This is a genomic window from Pseudomonas sp. NPDC089918 (assembly GCF_050280605.1).
In the GTDB taxonomy this organism is placed as follows: Bacteria; Pseudomonadota; Gammaproteobacteria; order Pseudomonadales; family Pseudomonadaceae; genus Aquipseudomonas.
The window spans coordinates 25133-51295 of record NZ_JBNNVP010000045.1 but is presented as its reverse complement, the minus strand read 5'-3'; the positions used below and the strand labels follow the sequence as shown (position 1 = coordinate 51295).

Below are 26163 nucleotides of genomic sequence, written 5' to 3'. Positions count from 1 at the left end.
ATCGCGCTCAAGTCCCAGGCCGTGTCCATCGGCCATCGCGTGGTGTTCATGGGCAGCGGGCCGTTGCTGTATTTGGTCGCCAGTCAATATGTGAACCCTGAACAACCGCCGCCCGTAACGAATACGCGCAGCTTCAAGCGATCATTCCCCTCTTCATCGACCAGGCTCTTCACCTTGTGCGCGGCACCGTGGGTGAATTGCAAAGCCGTGGGGGTGAAGGATTCGACGCTCATGCTGACTATCTCCCGGCGTTACGCCGCCATAATGCGTGATGACGCGCATTATCCGCTTCTCCCAGAAAATCGGTCAACTATTGTTACGGTATATCAATCAATCCAATTGTCAGACCAAAATGCAAAAAGGCCCGTTTGACGGGCCTTTTTGCTGAGCGGGGTAAAGCCTTACGGCAGCATGCCCGCATGGGACAGACCCAAGCGCTCATCCAGGCCGAACAGGATATTCAGGTTCTGCACCGCCTGACCCGACGCGCCTTTGACCAGGTTGTCGATCACCGACAATACCACCACCAGATCACCATCCTGCGGACGGTGCACGGCAATACGGCAAACGTTGGCACCGCGCACGCTGCGGGTTTCTGGATGGCTGCCGGCAGGCATCACATCGACGAACGGTTCATTGGCATAGCGTTTTTCGAACAACGCTTGCAGATCCACCGAGCGATCCACAACAGTTGCGTAGAGCGTCGAGTGGATGCCGCGAATCATTGGCGTCAGGTGCGGAACGAAGGTCAGCCCCACGTCCTTGCCCGCTGCACGACGCAGGCCCTGACGGATTTCCGGCAAGTGACGGTGCCCTTTGACGGCGTAAGCCTTCATGCTTTCCGACGTCTCGGAGTACAGCGAACCTACAGAAGCACCACGGCCGGCACCGCTGACGCCGGATTTGCAGTCTGCAATCAAACGAGTGGTATCTGCCAGACCGGCTTCAAGCAATGGCAGGAATCCCAATTGCGTGGCCGTCGGGTAGCAACCCGGCACAGCAATCAGGCGTGCTTGTTTGATTTGCTCGCGATTGACTTCCGGCAGGCCATAGACCGCCTCATCAAGCAGTTCCGGCGCGCCGTGCGGCTGACCGTACCATTTGGCCCATTCATCGGCGTCTTGCAGACGGAAGTCTGCCGACAGATCGATGACCTTGGTCCCGGCAGCCAGCAACTCACCCGCCAAGGCATGGGCGACACCGTGCGGCGTGGCGAAGAACACCACGTCGCAAGCCCCGAGGGTCTTGATGTCCGGAACGCTGAAAGCCAGGCCGTCGTAATGGCCTCGCAGGTTCGGGTACATGTCGGCCACGGCCAGGCCGGCCTCGGATCGGGAAGTGATCACTACCACTTCAGCTAGCGGATGCTGTGCCAACAGACGCAGCAGTTCGACACCGGTGTAACCCGTGCCGCCGACGATACCGACCTTGACCATAAACCTGCCCTCAACGAACCCACTGGAAAGCCGTCGATAATAGGGGCCGCGCGGCCCTGCGACAACCGTCAAGGTGACGTGCGGACGCTCTACCCCCTACTATCTTCGCTACCGTGAACCTTGGAATAACTAAAAATGCTTTATCTGTGGCTCAAAGCGCTTCATATCGTCAGCATGGTCTGCTGGTTTGCCGGCCTGTTTTATCTGCCGCGCCTGTTTGTCTATCACGCCCAAAGCGAAGACACCGTCAGCAAGGAACGCTTCAGTATCATGGAGCGCAAGCTGTACCGGGGCATCATGGGCCCGGCGATGATCGCCACCCTGGTGTTCGGCATCTGGCTGATCAGTCTCAACCCAAGCGCCTACTTCACCCAAGGTGCATGGATGCATGCCAAATTGACCCTGGTGGTGATTCTGATCGGCTACCACCACATGTGCGGCGCACAGGTAAAACGTTTTGCCCGTGGCGAAAACACCCGCAGCCATGTCTTTTATCGCTGGTTCAATGAAGTGCCGGTTCTGATATTGCTGGCGATCGTAATTCTGGTCGTCGTTCGGCCGTTTTAATCCAACCAGCATCATTCACCCGGGGTACTTCCAATGTCGCTGCCCGCTTTGCTCGAACAACGTTTGCGTCTGCCCGTTGTAGCAGCGCCGATGTTTCTGATTTCAAATCCTGAGCTGGTGCTCGCCTGCTGCCGCAATGGCGTGGTGGGCAGCTTTCCTGCGCTGAACCAACGTGAGAGCAGTGGTTTCAAGGCCTGGCTGGAAGAAATCGAAGCAGGGCTGGCGAAACTGGAAAACCCCGCGCCTTATGCAGTGAACCTGATCGTCCACAACAGCAACCCGCGATTGCAGGCGGATCTGGCGATCTGCATCGAACACAAAGTACCGATCGTGATCACCAGCCTCGGCGCCGTGAAGGAATTGGTCGACGCCGTGCACAGCTATGGCGGCTTGGTGTTTCACGATGTAACGACGCGCCGCCACGCGGAAAAAGCTGCCGAAGCCGGTGTGGACGGCTTGATCGCCGTGGCTGCGGGCGCCGGTGGACACGCCGGGACCTGGAGCCCGTTTTCGCTGATCGCCGAGATTCGCCAGTTTTTCGACAAAACCCTGTTGCTGGCCGGCTGCCTGAACCATGGCCATGAAATTCTTGCCGCGCAATTGCTCGGCGCGGATTTGGCCTACTTCGGTACGCGATTTATCGGCACCACGGAAAGTCATGCCCCTGACGCGTATAAGGAGATGCTCCTGACTTCCAGAGCCGCAGACATCGTCCATACTCCAGCGGTGTCGGGAGTACCGGCGAGTTTCATGCGACGGAGCCTTGAGGCCGCCGGTTTCGACATGGCAGCCCTGCAAGGCAAGGGCGAGGTGGACTTCGGCTCCAAGCTCAAGCCATTGAACGATGAAGCCAAAGCCTGGAAAACCGTGTGGTCTGCAGGCCAGGGCGTCGGGGAAATCGAGGACCTGCCGAGTGTCGATCAACTGGTCGCACGTCTCGATGCCGAATACCGCAAGGCGCTGGAACTGGCGGCGGCGTTGCCCAAGCGCTGGCCGCGCTGACAGAAAAACTTGGCCAGCCCAATCCGGCTGGCCCTACACTCCATATTTGCAACTCCGTCTATTACAAACTCTCGCGACAAGGATGCCTCGGCCATGAGCGAAAACCGTTTCAAGATCGTCTTCGATGGCGCTCTGCTGCCAGGTGTGGACGTCACCACCGCGAAGCTCAACCTCGCCGAGCTGTTCAAAAGCGACGTCGCGGCCATCGAACGCCTGTTCAGTGGCCGGCAGGTTGCGCTCAAACGCGACCTGTCCCACGCCGATGCGCAGACTTACCTTCAGGCGCTGACGAAAACCGGGATCGATGCCCGAATCGAAACAGAACCCTCGATCGAGCTGAACCTGTCCGACGTTCACGAACACGCTCCTGCCAGCAGCCAACCTGTCACGGCAGATCCCGATTCTCCCTATGCACCGCCCCGCGCCTCTGTCGGCGAAGCACTCCCGGAGTTTTCTGCACTCAAGGCCTTCAGTTTCGTTGGCCGCATCGGTCGCTTGCGCTTTCTGGCCTGGACGATGGCTCTTACGCTGGTGACGCTTGGCGTTGGCTCCGTGTTGGCTATTTTCGGCTTCGCGCTCATTAGCACAGACTCGACTGCCGGCTTGATTCTCGCTGGCCTGCTGGCCTTTATCCTGGTCGTGGTGCTCGCCTTCATCAGCATCCAGTTCAGTGTGCAGCGCTTGCACGATATCGGCTGGTCCGGCTGGCTTTGGCTGCTGAACCTTGTACCGGTCGTGGGCAGCGTTTTTCCGTTTGTAATAATGATCGTGCCGGGTAACAACACGGCCAACCGATATGGCGCACCACCACCGCCCAACAGCAACGCGGTCAGGGTGCTGGCTTCGCTGTGGCTGGTGTTTATCGCAATCATGTTTGTGGGCGGGCTGACTGGAGGCCTCACCGCGATCCAGGATGAGTACGAAAGCGCCACCGAGAGCACCTATCAAAACAGCTCGATGATCACCGATGAAGTTGAAGTCGAGCCGGCCGATGAGGCCGAACCAGCGCCAAATTCATCCGATGATGCAGCCGAAGCAGCCGAGCCCCCTGTAGACTCTGCGAAAGAATGAACAGCGCTCCCCGCCCGTGACACCTGCGTCGCCGGCGCGGAGCTGTTGCGATGGAGAACTGCATGACCCGTTACGCTCTGATCACTGGCGCTTCCAGCGGCATCGGCCTGGCGATGGCCGAAGCGCTGGCCCGGCGCGGCCGCAGCCTGATTCTGGTGGCCCGACAGCGTGATCAGCTGGAAAGCATTGCGATTGAACTGACTCAACGTTTTGGTGTGGAGGTGCTGTTTCGCGCCTGTGACCTGGGCGAGCCGCTGAGACTGTCCGGTTTTTTGCTGGAACTGGAGGAAGGCGACCGGCAAATCGATTTGCTGGTCAACTGTGCCGGTATCGGTACCTGCGGCCCATTCCTGGCCCAGGACTGGATGACCGAACAAGACTTGATCGAAGTGAACATCCTGGCCCTCACTCGCTTGTGCCATGCCATCGGCAACAGCATGGCCTTGCAGGGCGGTGGACAGATTCTGAACGTCGCCTCGGTCGCAGCGTTCCATCCCGGCCCCTGGATGAGCACTTACTACGCCAGCAAGGCTTACGTGCTGCATTTTTCCGAAGGTTTGCGCGTTGAACTGAAAAAATGCGCGGTCAAGGTATCGGTGCTGTGCCCCGGCCCGACCCGCACGGCGTTTTTCCGCACCGCGCAACTGGACACCGACAAACTGGTCGAGAGCAATTTGCTGATGAGCCCAGAAGAAGTCGCGCTCTATACCGTGCGCGCGCTGGCGAAAAATCGCGCCATTATTATCCCCGGTCGCCTGAATCGCTGGTTCGCGTTCCTGCCGCGGCTCGGCTCACGCTGGCTGACCCGGACAATCGCGGGCATGGTCAACAAAGCCTATTGCCCGCGCTGATCAATCCTCAAGGCAAAAGACTGGGCTCTGACCCTGCCCCATGGTTACACTCAGGCCAGCCCAAACAACGGAGAAAACAGCTGTGGATACTCTGTTCACCAAGATCATCAACCGGGAAATCCCGGCGAAGATCATTTACGAGGACGACCAGGTACTGGCCTTCCACGACATCGCGCCACAGGCACCGGTGCATTTTCTGGTGATCCCGAAAAAAGCGGTGCGCACGCTTAACGACCTGACCGAGGACGACAAGGCATTGGCTGGGCATATTCTGTTCACTGCCCAGCGTCTGGCCTTGGAACTGGGTTGCGAAGAGGGCTTCCGCGTGGTCATGAATTGCAATCCACTAGGTGGGCAGACCGTCTATCACATACATATGCATGTATTGGGTCAGCGCCAGATGCACTGGCCGCCGGGCTGATGTGGCAAGGGAGCTTGCTCCCGCTGGGCTGTGCCGCAGCCCCAATCCATGCGTCGTATTTTTCAGCCCGATCGATGGGCTGAATTTACGACCGCTTCGCGGCCGAGCGGGAGCAAGCTCCCTCGCCACAAATGACCCAACGCAAACCCTCCCCCGGCCGATTGGGTTAAACTGGCCGCCGAGATTCTTCCCGGAGGTCAGCATGACTACCCAACGTCACTACTCGCCAATTGACCGTCTTCTGCTGCAAGCCGACGCCGCGATGCGTACTTTGCTGCCCTTCAGTGGTCAGCCCTACCGTCCGTCGCCGGCCATCGTGCAGCCGGATGCGCAAATGAGCGACGAGGACACCCGACACGTCGCTGGTTTAATGCGCATCAACCATACCGGCGAAGTCTGCGCCCAGGCGCTGTATCAAGGCCAGGCCCTGACCGCCAAGCTGCCGAAAGTGCGCGCCGCCATGGAGCACGCCGCCGAAGAAGAAATCGACCATCTGGTGTGGTGCGAACAACGCATTCATCAGCTGGGCAGCCACACCAGCATCCTCAATCCGCTGTTCTACGGCATGTCGTTCGGGATTGGCGCGGTCGCCGGGTTGATCAGCGACAAAGTCAGCCTGGGTTTCGTTGCTGCCACCGAGCATCAGGTCTGCAAACACCTGAATGAACACCTTGAGCAACTGCCGGCCGAGGACGAAAAATCCCGGGCGATCCTCGAGCAGATGCGCATTGATGAGGAACACCACGCCGAAAGTGCGCTGGATGCCGGGGGGTTCCGTTTTCCTGCGCCGGTGAAGTTCGGCATGAGTTTGTTGGCCAAGGTGATGACGAAGAGTACGTATCGGATCTAAGTATTGCAGCGCCCGCGACGTCCCCATCGCGGGCAAGCCCGCTCCCACAGGAGCCGCGTTTCGCAATAAAAAAGGCGACTACCTCGAGGTAGTCGCCTTTTTTTGTACTCGGAACTCTTAGTTCGGCATGTTGCGCGCGTAGAAAATTTGCATCACCTGAGTCTGCACGTCGATTCAACCGAGCTCGATGATTTCGTAGTCGTGGGTAATCGCCACGCCAGCCGCGCCGAGCATGATCGAGGCCGAGCAATACTTCTCGGCCGACAGCTCGATGGCGCGCTTGACCTGGGCTTCTTTCAGCCCGCGGCCCTTGACCACGAAGTGCATGTGGATTTTGGTGAAAACCTTCGGATCTTCGGTCGCACGCTCGGCTTCGAGGAACGCTTCGCAGCTTTCGACGGCCTGACGGGACTTCTTGAGGATGCTGACCACATCAAAATTGCTGCAGCCGCCAACACCCAGCAGGAGCATTTCCATCGGCCGGACACCCAGGTTACGACCGCCGGCTTCGGGCGGTCCGTCCATGACCACGACATGACCACTGCCGGATTCACCGAGGAACATGGCTTCGCCAGCCCATTGGATGCGTGCCTTCATCGCCAAGACTCCACTGTCTAAAAAAGGGTCGCCAGCTTAGCACAGGGCCCTTGATTGGCAGCGCTTCGCCTTCCTAGGACATAACCATCTGCGTCGTAGGCAAATTCTCGAATCTTGAAGGAATGCGTCTGTTAAGCTGACGCCAAACCAATGGCGCATCGCCAGCTTTGCAGCGAATAAAAAGGATCGCAGGCCTCGCCAGCTCCTACAAAAAAACAAACATACCGTGCAGTCTTTTCGGGATACAACCATGGTTGCTATTACCCCCACACCCAAAATCAAGAACCTCGACAAACTGTTGATGCACTGCCAGCGCCGTCGCTATGCAGCCAAGAGCAACATCATTTGTGCCGGTGACCGCTCGGACACGCTGTTTTTCATCATCAAAGGTTCGGTGACCATCCTGATTGAGGATGACGACGGCCGTGAAATGATCATTGCCTACCTCAACTCCGGGGACTTTTTCGGCGAGCTGGGTCTGTTTGAGCAGGCGGGCCTGGAACAGGAACGCAGCGCTTGGGTACGCGCCAAGGTCGAATGCGATGTCGCGGAAATCAGCTACGCGAAATTCCGCGAGCTGTCCCAACAAGATCCAGACATTCTTTACGTGCTCAGCGGACAAATCGCACAGCGCCTGCGCAATACCACGCGCAAGGTCGGTGACTTGGCATTCTTCGACGTGACCGGTCGCGTTGCACGCTGTCTGCTGGAACTGTGCAAGCAGCCTGACGCCATGACTCACCCGGACGGCATGCAGATCAAGGTGACCCGTCAGGAAATCGGCCGGATTGTCGGTTGTTCCCGCGAGATGGTCGGCCGCGTGCTCAAGGATCTGGAGGAGCGCAACCTGGTCGACGTCAAAGGCAAGACCATGGTGGTCTTCGGCACGCGCTAAGCTCGAAAACCAGGACCCGAGAATTTAAGCTCCGAGCATGTCTGCCAGCAACTGTCGGTATAGCGCATCGAGCCGTTCCAGTGCGTCAGGAGCGGCAAACTTTTCATGCAGGGCGATGTGGCTTTCAGCGCGAACCCGCTGCTCCAGGCCACAGGCCTCATTGAACCGATTGACCGCCGCGACCATCGACTCTCGCTCGTCATCGATCAACATCGCCCCGTGCACCAGGCCGACCGGACGCTGACCGCCCTTGCTCTGGCGCCAACGCTGGGCAGTGCCCACCATCTTTCGACCATCAAGGTTGACGTTGAAACGGCCGTCGCAGAACGCGCCCTCGATTTCGCCCAGGGACGAAGTGCCGCCCAGCTCATCCAGTAACTGACAGATCGGATCGCACAGACGCCGGTAGCCGGTTTCGATGCGGTTCAGATCGCCTTCACTGCGCGGAGGGGCATAAACCAGTGCGATGTTGATGGTCGAGGCCGATTGCGGTACCGGCTCACCGCCGGTTTCGCGCAGTAATACCGGCCAGCCGGCGGCAGCGGAGACTTCGCAGGCATCCTCGAACTGTGGCAGACGATTCAAGCGACGAGGCATGACCAATGCGCGGTCAGTGGGTTGCCAGAACAGCAGACCGAATTCCGACTCACCGGTGCACACATGGGCCAACAGGTCCTGCTCGGCGAGCAGGCCGGCTTCGATGGTCAGAGGAGTTGGTGAGGTCATAAGGTCTTCCATAGGACGGTCAGTCTGTGGTGCATCTTATGCCGCCTTCGCGAGCAAGCCCGCTCCCACAGTGGATTCGCGTTGTCTGGATGAACGCGGGCTAATGTGGGAGCGGGCTTGCTCGCGAAGGGAGCGCCCCGATTTTCAATCAGTCGAGCGTAGAACCGCTCACTGGAATGCCACGCTCGGGAAAGAACAGGCGCTGCAGTTCGGTACCCGGGCTTTCGGCGCGCATGAATGCTTCGCCGACCAGGAACGCATACACGTCGCTGATTTCCATCAGCTCGACATCGGCCCGGTTAAGAATGCCACTCTCGGTAATTACCAGACGATCACGCGGGATACGCGGCAACAGGTCGAGGGTGGTTTCCAGATTGACTTCGAAAGTGTGCAGGTTGCGGTTGTTCACGCCCACCAGTGGCGTGTCGAGTGTCTTCAAGGCCCGCTCCAGCTCATCACCGTCGTGGACTTCCACCAGCACATCGAGACCGACGCTTTTGGCTACAGCCGCCAGCTCGGCCATTTTCACGTCATCCAGTGCGGAAACGATCAACAGCACGCAGTCAGCACCCAGAGCACGGGACTCGACGATCTGATACGGATCGATCATGAAATCCTTGCGGATCACCGGCAGCTTGCATGCCGCCCGAGCCTGTTGCAGATACGCATCGGCGCCCTGGAAGTAATCGATGTCGGTGAGCACCGACAGGCAAGTCGCCCCGCCCTTTTCGTAACTTTTGGCGATGTCGGCGGGAACGAAGTTCTCGCGAATCACGCCTTTGCTTGGCGAAGCCTTCTTGATTTCAGCAATGACCGCCGGCTGTTTCGTCTTGGCCTGATCGATCAATGCCTTGGCGAAACCACGGGGTGCATCGGCCGCCTTGGCCAGATTTTCCAGCTCCGCCAGGCTCACACGGGCGCTACGCTCGGCGACTTCCTGGACTTTGCGGGCCAGAATATTTTCCAGAACCGTCGGTACACTCATCCCTCATTCTCCACTTTGAATACCGCGGTAAATGCACCCAACTCCTCAAGTTTTTCCCGAGCGAGGCCTGTGTGCAGCGCATCGTGCGCCAGGGCAACGCCTTCTTTCAAACTGCTGGCATGGTCGGCGGCGTACAAAGCGGCACCGGCATTGAGCACGATCATCTCGGCGGCTTTCTGACCGTTCTCGGTCTTGCGCTTGCCCAAGGCATCGCGGATCAGCTCAAGGGAGGCCGTCGGACTTTCCACGGCCAGACCGTGCAGGCTCTGGCTCTTCATCCCCAAGTCTTCGGGTTCGACCCAATACTCGGTGATCTGGTCATTCTTCAATTCAGCCACAAAGGTCGGAGCCGCCAGACTGAACTCGTCCAGGCCATCCTTCGAATGCACCACCAGCACGTGTTTGCTACCCAGACGCTGCAAAACTTCCGCCAATGGCCGGCACAACGCCTGACTGAACACACCCACCACCTGATGTTTCACACCGGCCGGATTCGTAAGCGGGCCGAGCATGTTGAACAAGGTGCGCAAGCCCAGCTCGCGGCGCGGGCCGGCGGCGTGCTTCATGGCGCTATGGTGAGTCTGGGCAAACATGAAACCGATGCCGACGTTGTCGATGCAACGCGCCACCTGAACCGGCGTCAGGTTCAGGTAGATACCGGCCGCCTCCAGCAGGTCGGCGCTGCCGCTTTTACCCGACACCGCACGGTTACCGTGCTTGGCCACGGTGCAACCGGCCGCGGCAACGACAAACGAAGAAGCGGTGGAAACGTTGAAAATGTTCGCACCGTCGCCGCCGGTGCCGACCACATCGACCACGCCGTCGAGGGTGTTGAGTTCAACCTTGTCCGCCAACTCGCGCATCGCCGTCACGGCGCCGACGATCTCATCGATGCTTTCGCTCTTCATGCGCATGGCCATCATGAACGCACCGATCTGCGCATCCGTGCATTGCCCGGTCATGATTTCGCGCATGACATCGCGCATCTCATCGGTACTGAGGTCGAGGTGGCCGACGATACGGCTCAGGGCTGTCTTGATATCCATGAAAAGTCCTTAGCGCGTGCCGCCGGTTTGTTTGAGGAAGTTGGCGAACAATTCGTGTCCCTGTTCGGTGAGGATAGACTCAGGGTGGAACTGCACACCTTCGATGTTCAGCGTCTTGTGGCGCAGGCCCATGATCTCGTCGACCGAGCCGTCTTCGAGCTGGGTCCAGGCGGTCAGCTCCAGGCAATCGGGCAGGGTTTCGCGCTTGACGATCAGCGAGTGGTAGCGGGTGACCGTCAGCGGGCGATTCAGGCCTTCGAATACGCCCTTGTCCTCGTGAAATACCGGGCTAGTCTTACCGTGCATGACCTGACGGGCACGGACCACATCACCACCAAAGGCTTGCCCGATGGATTGGTGCCCCAGGCAAACGCCGAGAATCGGCAGTTTGCCGGCGAAGTGCTTGATCGCTTCGATGGAAATACCGGCTTCGGTCGGAGTGCAAGGACCGGGCGACACGACGATGCGCTCAGGGTTGAGAGCTTCGATTTCGGCAATGGTGAGTTCATCGTTGCGCACGACCTTGACCTCGGAGCCCAGCTCGCCAAGGTATTGCACAACGTTGTAAGTAAAAGAGTCGTAGTTATCGATCATCAGCAACATGGCGTTAAGAACCTCTTGAATTCACTGACTTTTAAGACGGCCTTCGAATGATTTACCCGCAGTGCGCTGCGCTTTGTCAGGTGCTGGAGTGGCGCCAGCAAAGCGGCATTTCATACAGGTAAAGAAGGCAAAGCGGTACAGGTCCGGCCAGGCCGGCAGAAAAGATTCAGGCGCGCCAACGCCAACGGGCGTGTGCCTTGATGACTTGATCCAGGAGTTTACTGACGATCAACACGGGGAAGGTCTCATTCATACGTCTCGGCACAGTAACTTAGCTGGGCAGAGCGTGCAATATGGCCGGGGCGACAGCTCGCGAAACAATCAAAGGGTTCGCGACAGATGGCAAAGGGCCGGAAGTTTTTGGTACTGTCGTTTCGTTTACAACAACAATAAATAAACGGACTTGCTCATGATCAAACAGACGTTGTTTGTACCGCTCGCCGGATGCCTGCTCGCTGCTGCCTGTTCCCAGGCGATTGCCGCGCCCAACCCGTATTCGAATTTCGTCGTCTTTGGCGACAGCCTCAACGATGCCGGGCAGTTTACCGACACGGGTGGCCCTGCCGGTGCGACCCAGCGTTTTACCAACCGGACCGGGCCGGTTTACCTGGATGGCAGTGGTGAATTTCGCTCGCTGAACTCCACGCAATTGTTGGGTGGACGTCTCGGGTTCTCAGCAGACCAGACCGCCGCCTCGACTTCGGCAGTACGCGCCAATGAAGGACTGGTGGATGGCAACAACTGGGCCGTCGGCGGTTACCGCACCGACCAGATTCTGGATTCGATCACTACCGAATCCGCCACGGGCGAACGCACCCGACCAGGCTATCTGCCGACGAACAATTTCCGCGCCGATCCGAATGCGCTGTATTACATTTCCGGGGGCGGCAACGACTTCCTTCAAGGCCGCGTACTCAATACCGTCCAGGCCAACACCGCGGCAAATCAACTGGCCGACAGCGTGCAGACCCTGCAAACAGCCGGCGCCAAATACATCGTGGTCTGGCTGCTGCCCGACCTTGGATTGACGCCCGCCGTCAATGGCACTCCATTACAAGCCTCGATCTCGCAGCTGAGTACCGACTTTAATCAACAGTTGGTCACACGCCTGGCGGGGATCAATGCCGAAATTATCCCGCTGAACATTCCACTGCTGCTGCAGGAAACCTTCGCCGACCCGGCGCGTTTCGGCCTCGCCACCGGCCAGAACCTGACGGCCACCTGTTTTAGCGGCAGCGGTTGTACGGAGAACGCCGTGTATGGCATCAACAGTGCCACCCCGGACCCGAGCAAGCTGATTTATAACGACTCGGTTCACCCCACGGAAGCCGGGCAAAAGCTGATAGCCGATTACGCCTATTCCTTGCTGTCGGCACCTTGGGAACTGACGTTGCTGCCGGAAATGGCCCACGCCACCTTACGCGCCCATCAGGATGAACTGCGTAGCCAGTGGCAATCCGACTGGGAGAACTGGCAGGCCGTCGGCCAATGGCGCGCGATTGTCGCCGGCGGTGGCCAGCATCTGGATGTCGATAGCCAAAGCAGCGGCGCCAGCGCCGATGGCAGCGGCTACAACCTGAATATCGGCGGCAGCTATCGCCTCAATGAAGCCTGGCGCGTTGGTGTGGCAGCAGGCTTCTATCGTCAGAACCTGGACGCCGGTAGTAACGATTCGGACTACAAACTCAATAGCTATCTGGCGACCGCCTTCGCCCAGTTTCAGCAGAATCGCTGGTGGGCCGATGCCGCATTGACCGGTGGCAAACTGGATTACGACAACCTCGAACGCAAATTCGACCTGGGTGTCAGCGAAGGTGGGGAAAAGGGTGATACCGATGGCCACCTCTGGGCCTTCAGCACTCGCCTCGGCTATGACATTGCGCAACCGGGCAGCGAATGGCATCTGTCACCGTTCATCAGCGCCGATTACGCCAAAGTGGAAGTCGACGGCTACTCGGAAAACAGCAACCGCTCCACGGCGCTGACCTTTGATGATCAGACCCGAGACTCGAAACGCCTGGGTGTCGGCTTGCAAGGCAAATACAACTTCACACGTCAGACCCAGGTATTTGGCGAATATGCCTACGAACGCGAATACGAAGATGACGTTCAGAAGGTAAACATCGCCCTCAACAGCCTGCCGGCGAACGACTTTACGCTGGAAGGTTATACGCCGCAGAGTCACTTGAACCGCGTGAGCCTGGGGGTCAGCCACAAGTTGACCGCCGACCTGGCGCTGCGTGGTGGTTACACGTTCCGCAAGGATGATGACTTTACCCAACAGGGCATCAGCGTTGGGGTGGCGCTGGATTTCTGACCCTGCGCAGGCGGTTTGCGCAGGAGCTGGCGCAGCTTGCGATCTTTTGGCGGTGTTGGGAGCGACCGAGGTACAAGATCAAAGATCGCAGCCTTCGGCAGCTCCTACACGGGAATGGCAGGCACAAAAAACGCGGCGCCCTTAGAGGCGCCGCGTTTTTTATGGTGAGCACTTATTGTGGAGAGGGGCTTGCCCCGTTCGGCTGCGCAGCAGCCGCAAATCCAGGCGACTTGATCAGCCTGAAAGGAAAGAATGCAGGGGGCTGCTTCGCAACCCAACGGGGGCAAGCCCCCTCGCCACAACAGCCCGCTCCCACGGGTTTTGCGTACTTAGTTGTCCGGCGTCTGCTCGGCCAGGGCTACTGCACGGAACATGGCGCGGCGCTTGTTCAGGGTTTCTTCCCATTCCAGTGCCGGCACAGAGTCGGCGACGATGCCGCCACCGGCCTGCACGTGCAGTTCGCCGTTCTTGATCACTGCGGTGCGGATTGCAATCGCGGTGTCCATGTTGCCGTTCCAGGCGAAGTAACCGACCGCGCCGCCGTAGACACCACGCTTGACCGGTTCCAGCTCATCAATGATTTCCATCGCGCGAATCTTCGGCGCGCCAGACAAGGTGCCGGCCGGCAGGATCGCCCGCAGTGCGTCCATCGCCGTCAGCCCGGCCTTCAATTGGCCAGTGACGTTGGACACGATGTGCATCACGTTGGAATAACGCTCGATCACCATCTTCTCGGTGAGTTTCACCGAACCGATTTCCGAAACCCGACCGGTGTCGTTGCGGCCCAGATCGATCAGCATCAAGTGCTCGGCGATTTCCTTGTCGTCCGACAGCAGGTCTTTTTCCAGCGCCACGTCAGCCTCTTCGTTGGCGCCTCGCGGACGAGTGCCGGCAATCGGGCGCACGGTGATCAGGTTGTCTTCGACCCGCACCAATACTTCCGGCGAACTGCCGACGACGTGGAAGTCGCCGAAGTTGAAGAAGTACATGTAAGGCGTCGGGTTGAAGCAGCGCAGCGCCCGATACAGATCGATAGGCGCAGCCTTGAAGTCGATCGACATACGCTGGGACGGCACGACCTGCATGCAGTCACCGGCCAGGATGTATTCCTTGATGGTGTCGACGGCTTTTTCGTAATCGTTCTGGGTGAAGCTCGAGCGGAACACCGGGTCAGCCGATTGCTGTTTGCTGAAGTCCAGGCCGCGGCGCGGGGTGATCGGCTGACGGAGTTGTTCGAGCAGCGCTTGCAGGCGCGCCTGACCTTGCTCGAAGGCTTCTTCCTGCGATGGATCGGCCAGGACAATCGCGTGCATTTTGCCGGCGAGGTTGTCGAACACCACCACCGCATCGGACACCATCAGCAGAATGTCCGGTACGCCCAGTGGATCCGGGTTCGGGCATTTGCCCAGACGCTTCTCCACATAGCGCACGCAGTCATAACCGAAGTAGCCCACCAGACCACCATTGAAGCGCGGCAGACCGGCGATGGTCGGCACGTTGTAACGCGCCTTGAAGGCTTCGACAAAGGCCAGCGGGTCTTCAACATCGTGGCTTTCGATCTCGACGCCGTCGTGGATCACGCTGACGTGGTGATCGTGAACCCGCAGCACGGTGCGGCACGGCAGGCCAATGATCGAATAACGGCCCCATTTCTCGCCGCCCTGCACCGACTCCAGCAGGTAGGAGTTGGGCTCGTCGGCCAGTTTCAGGTAGATCGACAACGGCGTGTCGAAGTCGGCCAGGGTTTCGCAGGCAAGCGGGATGCGGTTGTAGCCGGCAGCGGCCAAACGCAGGAATTCTTCGCGGATCATGGGGTAGCCTCGTGGCTTGAGGGTCTAACAGTCAGGTATGCAAACGCGCCGGTATGCCGGCCAGGAACAAGTCAGGCGCGCCAACGCCAGCGGGCCAGGGCCTTGATGACTTTCATCCAGAGTTTGCGAGTGACCACCACGATGGCGTTTCCAGGAGGGGATTGAACAGCGTCGGGCAACGTTATCTCAGCGGCCGGATCCAGGCAACCGGGAATTAGTTTGCGCAGATCATCGATCACCAGCGCCGGCGATTCTTCGGCAATCGGCCGACCGTGGTTATAGCCATAACTGAGGGCCACGCATTTGACCCCCGCCGCTTTCGCCGCCAGCACATCGCTGCGCGAGTCGCCGACGAACAAAGATTGCGACGCCGGGATGTTGGTCATTTTCATCACGAAAAACAGCGCTGCCGGGTCCGGCTTTTTCTGTGGCAGGGTGTCGCCGCCGATGATCAAGCGGAAATAACGACCGATTTTCATCTGGTCCAACAGCGGCGCGACGAAGCGCTCCGGCTTGTTGGTGATCAGCGCCATCTCGACACCCTGCTTGTGCAGCCATTTCAGGGTGTCGCGCACGCCGGGGTAAACCACCGTCAGCTCGTGACCGTCCTCATAAAAACCGTTGAACAGCTCCAGGGCATGCTCGGCCTCGACCTCATCGACACCCTCGGCGTCGATGTGGTTGGCCAAGGCCCGGCGCACCAGCATGTGCACGCCGTTGCCGACCCACTCCCGTACCGGTTCGATACCGGCAGGTTGACGCCCGAGTTTGAGCAGCATGTTATCCACGGCCGCCGCGAGATCGGGGACCGAATCGACCAGCGTGCCATCCAGATCGAACATCACCAGCCGCGGCAGACGCCCGGGGAACAGCTGCTCAAAACCACTCATGGGCGAGCCAGCGCCAGTTCGGAGCGCATTTTTTCAATCACTTCCTGGTAGTTCGGCGCATTAAAGATCGCCGAACCGGCCACGAAGGTGTCGGCGCCAGCAGCAGCGATTTCGCGAATGTTGTTCACATTCACGCCACCGTCGATCTCCAGGCGGATATCACGACCGGAGGCATCGATCAGCGCCCGCGCTTCACGCAGCTTATCGAGAGTGCCGGGGATGAACTTCTGTCCGCCGAAACCCGGGTTGACGCTCATCAAGAGGATCATGTCGACCTTGTCCATCACGTACTTGAGCACGTCCAGCGGGGTCGCCGGGTTGAACACCAGGCCCGCCTTGCAGCCGCCCTCGCGGATCAGTTGCAGGGAACGGTCGACGTGCTGCGTGGCTTCCGGGTGGAAAGTAATGTAGGTCGCACCGGCTTCGATGAAGTCACCGACGATGCGGTCCACCGGGCTGACCATCAAGTGGGCATCGATCGGCGCGGTCACGCCGTACTTGCGCAGCGCGGCACACACCATCGGGCCGATGGTCAGGTTTGGCACGTAGTGGTTGTCCATGACATCGAAGTGCACGAAGTCGGCGCCGGCGGCCAGGACGTTGTCCACTTCCTCGCCCAGGCGGGCGAAGTCGGCGGAGAGAATCGACGGAGCAATGACGAAGGGCTGCATGACGCACCTTTTTTGAGCAGAATCACGATGGCGCGCATTGTATACCTCATGCTTTGACGCGCGCACCGTGCTGCGATGATTGGGTACTAATAGGCCGCTCGGTAGATCTTCTCGATATCGACGGTACTCAACTTGCGCGGATTGTTACGCATCAGGCGCTCAATCCCAGCGGCTTCCTCGGCCATGGCCGGGATCGCATCCTCGGGCACCCCGAAACTGCGCAGGCCCAGCGGGATTTCTACCGCTGCACACAGCTCGGTCATCGCCTCCACGGCTTTGTCCGCCGCTTCGTTGGCGCTCAGATGAGCGGTCTTCACCCCCATGGCCTCGGCAATATCCTGCATGCGCTCCACGCAAGCCATCTTGTTCCAGGTCATGACATACGGCAGCAGCAAGGCATTGCTGACGCCATGGGCAATGTTGAAACGCCCGCCCAGTGGATACGCCAACGCATGCACCGCGCCGACCCCGGCATTGCCGAACGCCATGCCGGCCATCAGGCTGGCGGTAGCCATGTCTTCGCGGGCTTGCAGATGGGATGGATTGGCGTAGGCCTTGGGCAGTGCTTTGGTAATCAGTTTGATCGCGCCAATAGCCAGGGCATCGGTGATTGGCGAGGCATTGAGCGACAGGTAGGACTCGATGGCGTGCACCAGCGCATCGACGCCACTGGCAGCGGTGACACTGCGCGGGCAGGTCAGGGTCATTTGCGGGCTGATCAGTGCCACGTCCGGCAACAGGTAATCGCTGACAATACCTTTCTTCAGTTGCGCGATCTTGTCGGAGAGGATGGCCACGTTGGTCACTTCCGAACCGGTGCCGGCAGTGGTCGGGATAGCAATCAGCGGCGGGCCTTTGCGCGGCACCTGATCGACGCCGAACAAGTCCTCCAGGGCGCCGTGGTAACCGGCATAAGCGGCAACACTCTTGGCGATGTCGATGGCACTGCCGCCACCGAGACCAATCAATCCGTCATGCCCGCCTTCACGGTAAACCCGCATGCAATCTTCGACGATGGCGATTTCCGGATCCGGCAGCACCCGGTCGAAAATCTCGTAACTGCGCTCACCCAGCTGCGCCAGCGCCAGCTCTACCGTGCCGGACTTGACCAGTGCAGCATCGGTGACGATCAGCGGGTTATCGATGTCCAGACGTGTGAGCTCAGCCGCCAGTTGCTCGATGGCACCTGCGCCAGTGATCAGTTTGTGAGCGATTTTGAAAGAGGAAAGACTCATGTGCGCAGCCTCTTATAGATAGGGGAGCTGGGCACAATAGTAGCTGGGGATTGGGGGTTGTCTGCTATTCAGGTCATGAATAACCATGCCCGCAACCTACCGATCGTTCCCACGCTCCGCGTGGGAATGCCTCAACGGACGCTCCGCGTTCGGCTCTCGATGGGACGCGGAGCGTCCCGGGCTGCATTCCCACGCGGAGCGTGGGAACGATCATCTGGCCGTCAGACCTGCGCGGTGCGAAGTTTTTCGCTGCGCCCACGCAGCCATTCCAGTGTCAGCAACAGGACCACCGAGAACGCAATCAGCAGCGTCGCGGCAGCGGCAATCGTCGGGCTGAGGTTTTCACGGATGCCGCTGAACATCTGCCGAGGCAAGGTCGCTTGTTCGGGACCGGCGAGGAACAGCGTCACCACCACTTCATCGAATGAAGTGGCGAAGGCAAACAGCGCACCGGAAATCACGCCCGGCGCAATCAACGGCAAGGTCACCCGACGGAACGCGGTCAGCGGCGAAGCCCCCAGGCTTGCAGCGGCCCGCACCAGGTTCTGGTTAAACCCCTGCAACGTCGCCGATACCGTGATGATCACAAACGGCACACCCAAGACGGCGTGCACGACGATCAGCGAGGTATAGCTGTTGCCAAATCCCAGTGGGGCAAAGGTCAGGTAACTGGCCACACCAATGATCACTACCGGCACCACCATCGGCGAAATCACTAGTGCCATCACCAGCGGTTTGCCCGGGAAATCGCCCCGGGTCAGGCCGATCGCTGCCAGCGTACCGAAGATCATCGCCAGCACGGTCGCCGCCGGAGCCACGATCATGCTGTTCTTCAACGAACGCATCCATTCCGCCGAAGCAAAGAAGTCCTGGTACCAGTGCAGTGAGAAGCCTTGCAGCGGATAGACCAGAAAACTCCCCGAGTTGAACGACAGCGGAATGATCACCAGCACCGGCAGGATCAGGAACAACAAAATCAAGCCGCAGAGAATCCGCAAGCTGTAGAACCACACCCGTTCGATGGGCGACATGTAAGGACTCAGCATTTCATTCTCCCCTTAGCTCAGGCGCAGGCGACTGGCGCCCACCAGCCAGCTGTAAATCAGATAAAGCACCACCGTCGCCAGCAGCAACAGCCCACCGAGCGCGGTCGCCATGCCCCAGTTGATGCTGGTGTTGGTGTAGAAGGCGACGAAATAACTGACCATCTGATCGTTCGGGCTGCCCAGCAACGCCGGGGTGATGTAGTAGCCGATGGCGAGGATGAACACCAACAGGCAACCGGCGCCGACACCGGCATAGGTCTGCGGGAAATACACCCGCCAGAAACTGGCGAACGGGTGGCAGCCGAGGGAAATCGCCGCACGCATGTAAGTCGGCGAGATGCCTTTCATTACGCTGTAGATCGGCAGAATCATGAATGGCAGCAGGATGTGCACCATCGAGATATAAACCCCGGTGCGGTTGAACACCAGCTCCAGCGGCTTATCGATAATGCCCATGGCCATCAGCCCGCTGTTGATCAAACCGCCCGACTGTAGCAACACGATCCACGCAGCGACCCGTACCAGAATCGAGGTCCAGAACGGCAACAGCACCAGAATCATCAACAGGTTGCTTTGCCGCGATGGCAGATTCGCCAGCAGGTAGGCCAGTGGATAGGCCAGCACCAGGCAGATCACGGTGATGATCAGGCCCATCCAGAAGGTCCGGGCAAAGATATCGAGGTAGATCGCCTGATCGGGGGTGGCCGGGGCCAGCTCACCGAGGTCGTCGATACGATGATCGACAGCGGCCAGCAGGTAATAAGGCGTCACATTACTGGTATTGCGGCGCACGACCTGCCAATAGGCCGGATCGCCCCAACGCTCGTCCAGCGCTTCGAGCGCTTCCTTATAGGAAGTCGGCTCGGTGGCGAACGGCAAGGCGCGTGCGGTTTTGGTCAGCAGGCTGCGGTAGCCGGCCAACTCCATGTTCAAGCGCTTGGACAAGTCACCCAAGGTCTGATTCTTGCGGGCTTCGGCGAGGTCTTCGCTGGCGGCCTTATACACAGGCTCTGCCGGCAGGCCTCGGCCATCCCAGCTGGCGATGGCTGCCACGGTGCGCGGCATGGCGCCAACCACTTCGGGGTTACCGACGCTTTTGTAGAGCAGCGCCACGATCGGTACCAGGAACACCAGCAACAGAAACAGCACCAACGGCGCGATCAAGGCTTGAGCTTTCCAGCGGTTGATCCGCTCGGCGTGCTTGAGCCGCTGCTTCAAGGTGGGGTCAGTGCCCGCGTTCACGGGAACGGCGATAGCCATGGCGTACTCCGGAAATCTTTGATCGTTACAGAGGCGAAAAACGCCGCCTCGAACTTTTGGTACTGATCGTTCCCACGCTCTGCGTGGGAACGCATCCAGTGACGCTCTGCGTCACAGGGACGCGGAGCGTCCCGGGCGGCATTCCCACGCAGAGCGTGGGAACGATCATCCGGTGAACCGTCGTCCCGTATAGCGTGGTTACTTCGCAGCCCAGGAATTGAAACGCTGCTCCAGTTGCTCGCCGTTGTCAGCCCAGAAGCTGACGTCGATCTGCACCTGGTTGGCGATGTTTTCCGGGGTGGTCGGCATGTCTTTCAGGACATCCTTGGACAGCAACGGCACGGCTTGGGTGTTGGCCGGGCCGTAGGCGATGTTTTCCGAGTAGGTCTTCTGCTGCTGTGGAGCTACCGAGAACGCGATGAATTTCTTCGCCGCTTCAGCACGGGTCTTGTCCAGACCTTTTGGAATCGCCCATGCGTCGAAGTCGTAGATACCGCCGTTCCACACCACTTTCAGGTTGCTTTCTTTCTGTACCGCCGCGATCCGGCCGTTGTAGGCCGAGCTCATGACCACGTCGCCGGAAGCGAGGTACTGCGGCGGTTGTGCGCCGGCTTCCCACCACTGAATGCTTGGTTTGAGCTCATCGAGTTTCTTGAACGCACGGTCCTGACCATCCTTGCCGGCCAGTACTTTGTAGACGTCTTTCGGCGCAACGCCGTCAGCCATCAGAGCGAATTCCAGGGTGTACTTGGCGCCTTTGCGCAGGCCACGTTTGCCCGGGAATTTCTTGGTATCCCAGAAATCAACCCAGCTGGTCGGTGCGGAAGCCAGTTTGTCGGCGTTGTAGGCCAGCACGGTCGACCACACGAAGAAGCCCACGCCGCATGGCTGGATGGCGCCTTTGACGTAGTCTTCGGTCTTGCCGAACAACTTCGGATCAAGCTGCTCGAACATGTCCTCGTCGCAACCACGGGACAGTTCTGGCGATTCAACTTCCACCAGGTCCCAGGACACGCTCTTGGTGTCGACCATGGCTTTGACCTTGGCCATCTCGCCGTTGTACTCGCCCGCCACGATCTTGCCGTTGCCCGCCGCTTCCCACGGTGCGTAGAAGGCTTTGACCTGCGCCGCCTTGTTCGCCCCGCCAAAGGACACCACGGTCAGGTCCGGGCCCGCCGCCATCGCGTGTGCCGCACCCATCATGCCCACGACCAGGGCGGTGAATTTCAGGGATCTCAACATTTATTGTTCTCTCCACGTGCAGGGTTGGTGTTGGTGTAGCCGGGGCGATCAATGCGCCTCTAAAAGTGGGTCGAGCGCGCGAACGTGTTCGACCTGCCAGCCAAGCGGTACCACGTCGCCGACAGCGAGCGCGGGATCGAGCTCGGCAATCGGTTGTTTCACGAAGAAGTCGGTCTTGCCGCAGACTTCCAGACGAACCCGGACGTGGTCGCCCAGATAGATGAATTCCGCCACCCGCCCCGAGAAGCGGTTGACGCAGGATTCGCTCGAACCATTGAGGCTCACGCGCTCCGGGCGAATCGACAGGGTGACGGGTTCGCCGGTCTTGCCGACATTGACCGCCAGGGCTTCAACCTTTTCACCGCGACCGAGTTCGACGACGCAACGATCACCGGTGTGGCTGTGCAAGCGACCATTGAGACGGTTGTTCTCGCCGATGAAGTTGGCGACGAAGGTGTTTTTCGGTTCTTCATAGAGGGAGCGCGGTGGTGCGATCTGCTGGATCTCGCCCTGGTGGAACACCGCCACACGGTCAGACATGGTGAGGGCTTCGCCCTGGTCGTGGGTCACGTAGACCACGGTCACACCGAGGCGCTGGTGCAGGTGTTTGATTTCCATCTGCATGTGTTCGCGCAGTTGTTTGTCCAGTGCGCCGAGAGGTTCATCCATCAGCACCAGTTGCGGTTCGAACACTAACGCACGGGCCAAGGCCACACGCTGTTGCTGGCCGCCGGACAGTTGCGCCGGATAACGCTGGGCGAAGGTGTCGAGCTGAACCATGCTCAAAACACGTTTGACCCGGTCACTGACATCATTCTTGTTCAAACCGCGCACGGTCAGCGGGAACGCCAGGTTCTCGGCAACCGTCATGTGCGGGAACAACGCGTAGTTCTGGAACACCATGCCGATGTCGCGTTTATGCGGCGGCACGTTGTTGATGGAACGCCCGGCCAGTTGAATCTCGCCGGCGGTCGGTGTTTCGAAACCGGCGAGCATCATCAGACTGGTGGTCTTGCCGGAGCCGGACGGCCCGAGCAAGGTGAGGAATTCGCCTTTGCGAATATCCAGGTTGAGGTCTTTGACGATCAGGTTCTCGCCGTCGTAGCTCTTTTGCACTCCACGAAAGCTGACCAGAATATCGCTGGCCCCTGCGCTTGAATCAACCTGGCTCATACCCACACCTTTGTTATTGATGACTGCTGTGGACTAAGCCTAGTGGACGCTGGGAGGGGCGCAAATCGGGGCGCAGGAGAGAATCGCCTCAGCCGGATGGAAGATTGGGGGTAGGGATTGCCCTACAAGGATGGCGGGGATGGATATGTCGATTCGCGATCGCGACAAGCGGTGATCTGCAAGCCGCAAGAACAGGCAAAAGCGGCTTTGTGTGCATGTCGCAAATGGACATGCCACCGCTCCCACAGGGATTTGCAGTGAACCCGTGGATGGGGGGTGTCAGAGGAGTTTGTGCTCCATCGCGTACTTCACCAGTTCGGCCAGGGAGGTGATGTTGAGTTTCTGCATCAGTCGCGCTTTGTGGGTGCTGATGGTTTTGCTACTGAGGGCCAGTTGTTGGGCGATGTCGTTGACGTTGGCGCCTTGGGCCAGGCGTTCGAACACCGAGAACTCACGCTCCGACAGCAACGAGTGCAATGGCCGCGAATCCGTCAGGCCGACTTCGAAGACCATCCGGTCAGCCAGGTCCGGGTCGATGTATCGCCCACCCGCCGCGACTTTGCGGATTGCCGTCAGCAGCAATGCCGGATCGCTGTCCTTGGTCGCATAACCTGCAGCGCCGACCTTCAACGCTCGAGCGGCCATTTGTGCTTCGTCGTGCATCGACAACACCAGGATCGCCGGGGGATTGTTCAAGGCGCGAATCCGCGGGATCGCTTCCAGGCCGTTGACCCCGGGCATGGAGATATCCAGCAACACCACTTCGCACGGAACATGGCGCAAGGTCTCGAGCAACTGCTCGCCATTGCTCGCCTCCCCTACCACCAGCAAGTCCTTGGCCAGGCCGATCAATTGCTTGATGCCTTCGCGAACGATGGTGTGGTCTTCGGCTACCAGTACACGGATCACTTGCCTCTCCTCAAAAATTGCCTTGTCGCCGAAAAGATCGCAGCCTTCGGCAGCTCCTACAGGGGTATGCGTTCGGCGTAGGAGCTGCCGAAGGCTGCGATCTTTTAGCGGTCCAACGGCACTCTTACACTCAGGGTCGTACCCTCCCCCGGCTCACTCTCAAGCGATAACTGCCCGCCCATGATCAACACCCGCTCACGCATGCCGACCACTCCAAAGGATGTCGGCCTGCCAGTGACGGCGACAAATCCTACGCCATCATCGCTGACAGTCAGGCAGAGTTCATCGCCCTCAAGGGCCAGCGTCAGTTCAACAGTATGCGCCTGGGCGTGGCGCATGACATTGGTCAGCGCTTCCTGAAGGATCCGGAACAGCCCGATGGCCTTGGCATCGCTGAGCACCGGCAGGTTATCCGGCACTTGTACCAGGCACGGGATCTGCGTGCGCGCCTCGAACCGCCGGGCCTGCCATTCAATGGCCGAGGCAATCCCGGCATCGAGAATCGGCGGTCGTAGAGCCGTGGCCACATCGCGCACCAGTTGAAACAGCTGCGCGATCAACCGCTTCATGCTGTTCAAGCGTTCATGCAGGCCCGGATCGAGCTGGGCGTAGGCCAGTTCGCACATGGACGTTTCCAGCTTCAACACGGTCAGCATCTGACCCAATTCGTCGTGAACTTCCCGGGCGATGCGGGCCTTTTCCTCTTCCCGAACGCTCTCCAGGTGCGCGGACAACTCGCGCAATTGCTCGCGGGAGCTGGCCAGTTCCAGTTCGATGCGCTTGCTCTCGGTGATGTCCCAGACGATCCCGTCCCAGACATAGGCGCCGTCATCGAGGCGGCGAGTGATGGCCTTGATCTCGGCCCAGCGCTGTTCGCCCTGACGGGTCAGAATCCGGCCCTGCCACGACCAGTCACTGTCGGTGTCCAGCGCGTGATCCTGAGTCTGGTGATAACTGGCTTTGTCATCCGGATGCACCAGGCTGCGCAAGCCTTTGTCACGATGGGCCAGAGTCGCCGGCGAGTACCCCACCAGGCTCTCGCTGCCTTCACTGATGTAGGCAAAGTCGATCTGCCCGGTCACCGGCGCGCGCTCCAGACGAAAGACCAGGCCGGGGACGTTGGCGGCGATCCCTTGCAGGCGCGCTTCGCTTTCCTGCAACGCGGCCAGGGCGCGACGACGCTCGGTGACGTCATTGAGGTAAACCACCAGGTATTCACCATCGCGAAAACGCAAAAAGCTCAACGAAACATCTGCCGGCAGGATACTGCCGTCCGCTCGCACGCAATGGGTCTCGAAACTTTGCGGCGCTTCGTCACTGGTCCGGGCACGTTTCCACAGGCTCAGCCAGCGGTCCATGTGCAAGCCGGGCTCGAAGTCGATCAATGGCCGATCAATGATCCCGCCCACCGGGTAGCCGAGCATGGTTTCAGCCGCCCGGTTGGCATAGCGCACATGGCTGTCCCAGTTGACCCAGAGGATGCCGACGGTGCTCTGATCGATGGAAAATTGCGTGAGGCGCAAGGCCTCTTCGCTGGCCTCGCGCAGGGCAATGTCTTCGCGCGCCGCCAGCAATCGCTGCTCCAGACTGTGTTGCTGGCGACGTTGCCAGAACACAATGGCCATGCTGCTCAGCAGCAACACCACCAAGAGCAGGCAGAGGTTTTGCCAGAAACCCGGCGACTCGGACAGCCGCGGATACTTGGGTTGCACCCATTGATTGTGCAGTTGCTCCAGATCCTTGGCCGGGATCGCCCGCAGCGCGCTTTCGACGATGCCGGCCAACTCCGGCCAATCCCGGCGCGTGGCCACTCGCAGCAGTTGCGGGAAACCGATATCGCCCACCACCGCCAGCCCGGAGAACTCAGGCTCGGCAGACAGACGCCCGAACTGCGCTTCATCGACCACGGCGTAGCCGGCCTGCTGACTCAACAACAGTTGCAGCGCCTGGCGCTCCAGAGGCACGCCCTGCAAGTTCAGATGGGGATAATTGCTGCGCAGATAATCGGCGGTGACGCTGGGCATGCGCACGGCGACGCGGGTCTGGCTGTCGAGTTTTTCCAGTTCTACCGCCCCGGTGCTTTTCTGGTCGCTGACCACCAGTTGCGACACCCGCATGTATGGGTCGGAAAATTGCCAGAGCCGCAAACCCACGGGGGTTTGCGTCAGACCTGGCGCGATATCGATGTCGCCTTCACGGGCGGCGGCTTCCAGTTGCGCAAGATCGGGATAATTACGCCAGCTCAGTTCGATCTTGAGCGCCTTGGCCAGCCACTTCATCAGCTCGATATTAACCCCGGACAGGCGCTGCAAGCGGCGATCGTATTGGGCATAAGGCGTTTGCAACACCACTCCGACCCGCAACTCGCCATGCTGCGCCAGCCATTGCTGTTGCGCTGGCAACAGCTGCACGACGTGCGCCGGTGGCGCGGGCGCCGCCCAGCCCATCAAGGGAAACCACAAACAGCCGATAACCCACAGGCAGCGAAAATGCATCATCGAAGTCTCACACACTGACAAATACTGACCAACCCATTAGGCTGCCGGAATAACTTCTGGC

24 protein-coding genes and 1 pseudogene are annotated in these 26163 nt (G+C 59.5%); 8 read left to right on the top strand and 17 right to left on the bottom strand.

The genetic code is table 11. The features are described 5' to 3' along the window. Nucleotides 1-86: 86 nt before the first annotated feature. Together ACQKPC_RS25230 and argC are read right to left on the bottom strand one after the other, a co-directional pair. Nucleotides 87-233, bottom strand: a pseudogene (locus ACQKPC_RS25230) (iron-sulfur cluster insertion protein ErpA); the annotation flags it as partial. A 168-nt stretch (nucleotides 234-401) separates the two neighbouring features. Then, nucleotides 402-1436, bottom strand: a complete 1035-nt coding sequence (gene argC, locus ACQKPC_RS25225) for an N-acetyl-gamma-glutamyl-phosphate reductase (RefSeq protein WP_427627104.1) — start codon at nucleotides 1434-1436, stop codon at nucleotides 402-404. Between the two features lie 135 nt (nucleotides 1437-1571). Here argC and hemJ point away from each other — a divergent pair, with 135 nt between their 5' ends. The 6 genes from hemJ to coq7 all read left to right on the top strand — a co-directional run bounded on the left by hemJ (nucleotide 1572) and on the right by coq7 (nucleotide 6198). Then, nucleotides 1572-2003, top strand: coding sequence for a protoporphyrinogen oxidase HemJ (hemJ, locus tag ACQKPC_RS25220; protein ID WP_007906869.1), 432 nt, complete (start codon nucleotides 1572-1574; stop codon nucleotides 2001-2003). A 33-nt stretch (nucleotides 2004-2036) separates the two neighbouring features. Beyond that, nucleotides 2037-3005 (top strand): NAD(P)H-dependent flavin oxidoreductase, encoded by a 969-nt coding sequence (locus ACQKPC_RS25215; RefSeq protein ID WP_427627102.1) that lies wholly within the window; start codon nucleotides 2037-2039, stop codon nucleotides 3003-3005. Nucleotides 3006-3098: 93 nt separating this feature from the next. Then, on the top strand, nucleotides 3099-4076 hold the full coding sequence (locus ACQKPC_RS25210) for a DUF805 domain-containing protein (protein ID WP_427627100.1): 978 nt from the start codon (nucleotides 3099-3101) through the stop codon (nucleotides 4074-4076). Between the two features lie 62 nt (nucleotides 4077-4138). After that, nucleotides 4139-4927, top strand: coding sequence for an SDR family NAD(P)-dependent oxidoreductase (locus tag ACQKPC_RS25205; RefSeq protein WP_427627098.1), 789 nt, complete (start codon nucleotides 4139-4141; stop codon nucleotides 4925-4927). A gap of 82 nt (nucleotides 4928-5009) precedes the next feature. Further along, nucleotides 5010-5348: a histidine triad nucleotide-binding protein gene (locus ACQKPC_RS25200; protein ID WP_008147240.1), complete on the top strand. Its 339-nt coding sequence runs from the start codon at nucleotides 5010-5012 to the stop codon at nucleotides 5346-5348. Nucleotides 5349-5550: 202 nt separating this feature from the next. Further along, the gene (gene coq7 / locus ACQKPC_RS25195) at nucleotides 5551-6198 is read left to right on the top strand and encodes a 2-polyprenyl-3-methyl-6-methoxy-1,4-benzoquinone monooxygenase (RefSeq protein WP_008008345.1); all 648 of its coding nucleotides are present in this window, start codon (nucleotides 5551-5553) and stop codon (nucleotides 6196-6198) included. A gap of 174 nt (nucleotides 6199-6372) precedes the next feature. On the opposite strand, the gene ACQKPC_RS25190 is transcribed toward coq7, so the two are convergent. Further along, a complete protein-coding gene (locus ACQKPC_RS25190; RefSeq protein WP_003176451.1) occupies nucleotides 6373-6795 on the bottom strand; it encodes an OsmC family protein in 423 nt (140 codons plus the stop codon). A gap of 250 nt (nucleotides 6796-7045) precedes the next feature. Between ACQKPC_RS25190 and crp the strand changes: the two genes are divergently transcribed. Continuing rightward, complete coding sequence (gene crp, locus ACQKPC_RS25185; protein ID WP_123497427.1) at nucleotides 7046-7690, top strand: cAMP-activated global transcriptional regulator CRP; 645 nt, start codon at nucleotides 7046-7048, stop codon at nucleotides 7688-7690. Between the two features lie 24 nt (nucleotides 7691-7714). Here crp and ACQKPC_RS25180 read toward each other — a convergent pair whose 3' ends face one another. From ACQKPC_RS25180 to ACQKPC_RS25165, 4 genes are all read right to left on the bottom strand, one after another. Continuing rightward, entirely contained in the window at nucleotides 7715-8416 is a 702-nt protein-coding gene (locus ACQKPC_RS25180) for a lipoate--protein ligase family protein (RefSeq protein ID WP_427627095.1), read from the bottom strand. A gap of 148 nt (nucleotides 8417-8564) precedes the next feature. Then, a complete protein-coding gene (gene trpC / locus ACQKPC_RS25175; RefSeq protein ID WP_008067459.1) occupies nucleotides 8565-9401 on the bottom strand; it encodes an indole-3-glycerol phosphate synthase TrpC in 837 nt (278 codons plus the stop codon). Continuing rightward, nucleotides 9398-10447: an anthranilate phosphoribosyltransferase gene (trpD, locus tag ACQKPC_RS25170; RefSeq protein ID WP_427627092.1), complete on the bottom strand. Its 1050-nt coding sequence runs from the start codon at nucleotides 10445-10447 to the stop codon at nucleotides 9398-9400. Before trpD ends, trpC begins: the two co-directional genes overlap by 4 nt. Before the next feature lie 9 nt (nucleotides 10448-10456). After that, nucleotides 10457-11050, bottom strand: coding sequence for an aminodeoxychorismate/anthranilate synthase component II (locus ACQKPC_RS25165; protein ID WP_008067458.1), 594 nt, complete (start codon nucleotides 11048-11050; stop codon nucleotides 10457-10459). Between the two features lie 409 nt (nucleotides 11051-11459). Between ACQKPC_RS25165 and estP the strand changes: the two genes are divergently transcribed. After that, complete coding sequence (gene estP, locus ACQKPC_RS25160) at nucleotides 11460-13367, top strand: esterase EstP (RefSeq protein ID WP_427627090.1); 1908 nt, start codon at nucleotides 11460-11462, stop codon at nucleotides 13365-13367. A 329-nt stretch (nucleotides 13368-13696) separates the two neighbouring features. On the opposite strand, the gene trpE is transcribed toward estP, so the two are convergent. From trpE to ACQKPC_RS25110, 10 genes are all read right to left on the bottom strand, one after another. Continuing rightward, entirely contained in the window at nucleotides 13697-15178 is a 1482-nt protein-coding gene (gene trpE, locus ACQKPC_RS25155; RefSeq protein ID WP_427627088.1) for an anthranilate synthase component I, read from the bottom strand. Nucleotides 15179-15249: 71 nt separating this feature from the next. Further along, complete coding sequence (locus tag ACQKPC_RS25150; protein ID WP_427627086.1) at nucleotides 15250-16068, bottom strand: phosphoglycolate phosphatase; 819 nt, start codon at nucleotides 16066-16068, stop codon at nucleotides 15250-15252. Beyond that, entirely contained in the window at nucleotides 16065-16739 is a 675-nt protein-coding gene (gene rpe / locus ACQKPC_RS25145) for a ribulose-phosphate 3-epimerase (RefSeq protein ID WP_007906892.1), read from the bottom strand. The genes ACQKPC_RS25150 and rpe overlap by 4 nt, the downstream gene beginning before the upstream one ends. A gap of 86 nt (nucleotides 16740-16825) precedes the next feature. Beyond that, nucleotides 16826-17974: an iron-containing alcohol dehydrogenase gene (locus ACQKPC_RS25140; protein ID WP_427627084.1), complete on the bottom strand. Its 1149-nt coding sequence runs from the start codon at nucleotides 17972-17974 to the stop codon at nucleotides 16826-16828. Between the two features lie 221 nt (nucleotides 17975-18195). Further along, entirely contained in the window at nucleotides 18196-19020 is an 825-nt protein-coding gene (locus ACQKPC_RS25135) for an ABC transporter permease (protein WP_008008331.1), read from the bottom strand. Nucleotides 19021-19032: 12 nt separating this feature from the next. Beyond that, nucleotides 19033-20280: an ABC transporter permease gene (locus ACQKPC_RS25130; protein ID WP_063342372.1), complete on the bottom strand. Its 1248-nt coding sequence runs from the start codon at nucleotides 20278-20280 to the stop codon at nucleotides 19033-19035. 198 nt (nucleotides 20281-20478) lie between these two features. Continuing rightward, nucleotides 20479-21522, bottom strand: a complete 1044-nt coding sequence (locus tag ACQKPC_RS25125; RefSeq protein WP_427627081.1) for an ABC transporter substrate-binding protein — start codon at nucleotides 21520-21522, stop codon at nucleotides 20479-20481. A 48-nt stretch (nucleotides 21523-21570) separates the two neighbouring features. Continuing rightward, nucleotides 21571-22695: an ABC transporter ATP-binding protein gene (locus tag ACQKPC_RS25120; protein WP_063342371.1), complete on the bottom strand. Its 1125-nt coding sequence runs from the start codon at nucleotides 22693-22695 to the stop codon at nucleotides 21571-21573. A gap of 279 nt (nucleotides 22696-22974) precedes the next feature. Continuing rightward, nucleotides 22975-23604, bottom strand: a complete 630-nt coding sequence (locus ACQKPC_RS25115) for a response regulator (RefSeq protein ID WP_003210977.1) — start codon at nucleotides 23602-23604, stop codon at nucleotides 22975-22977. Nucleotides 23605-23708: 104 nt separating this feature from the next. Beyond that, nucleotides 23709-26102: a PAS domain-containing sensor histidine kinase gene (locus ACQKPC_RS25110; protein WP_427627078.1), complete on the bottom strand. Its 2394-nt coding sequence runs from the start codon at nucleotides 26100-26102 to the stop codon at nucleotides 23709-23711. Nucleotides 26103-26163: the final 61 nt, after the last annotated feature.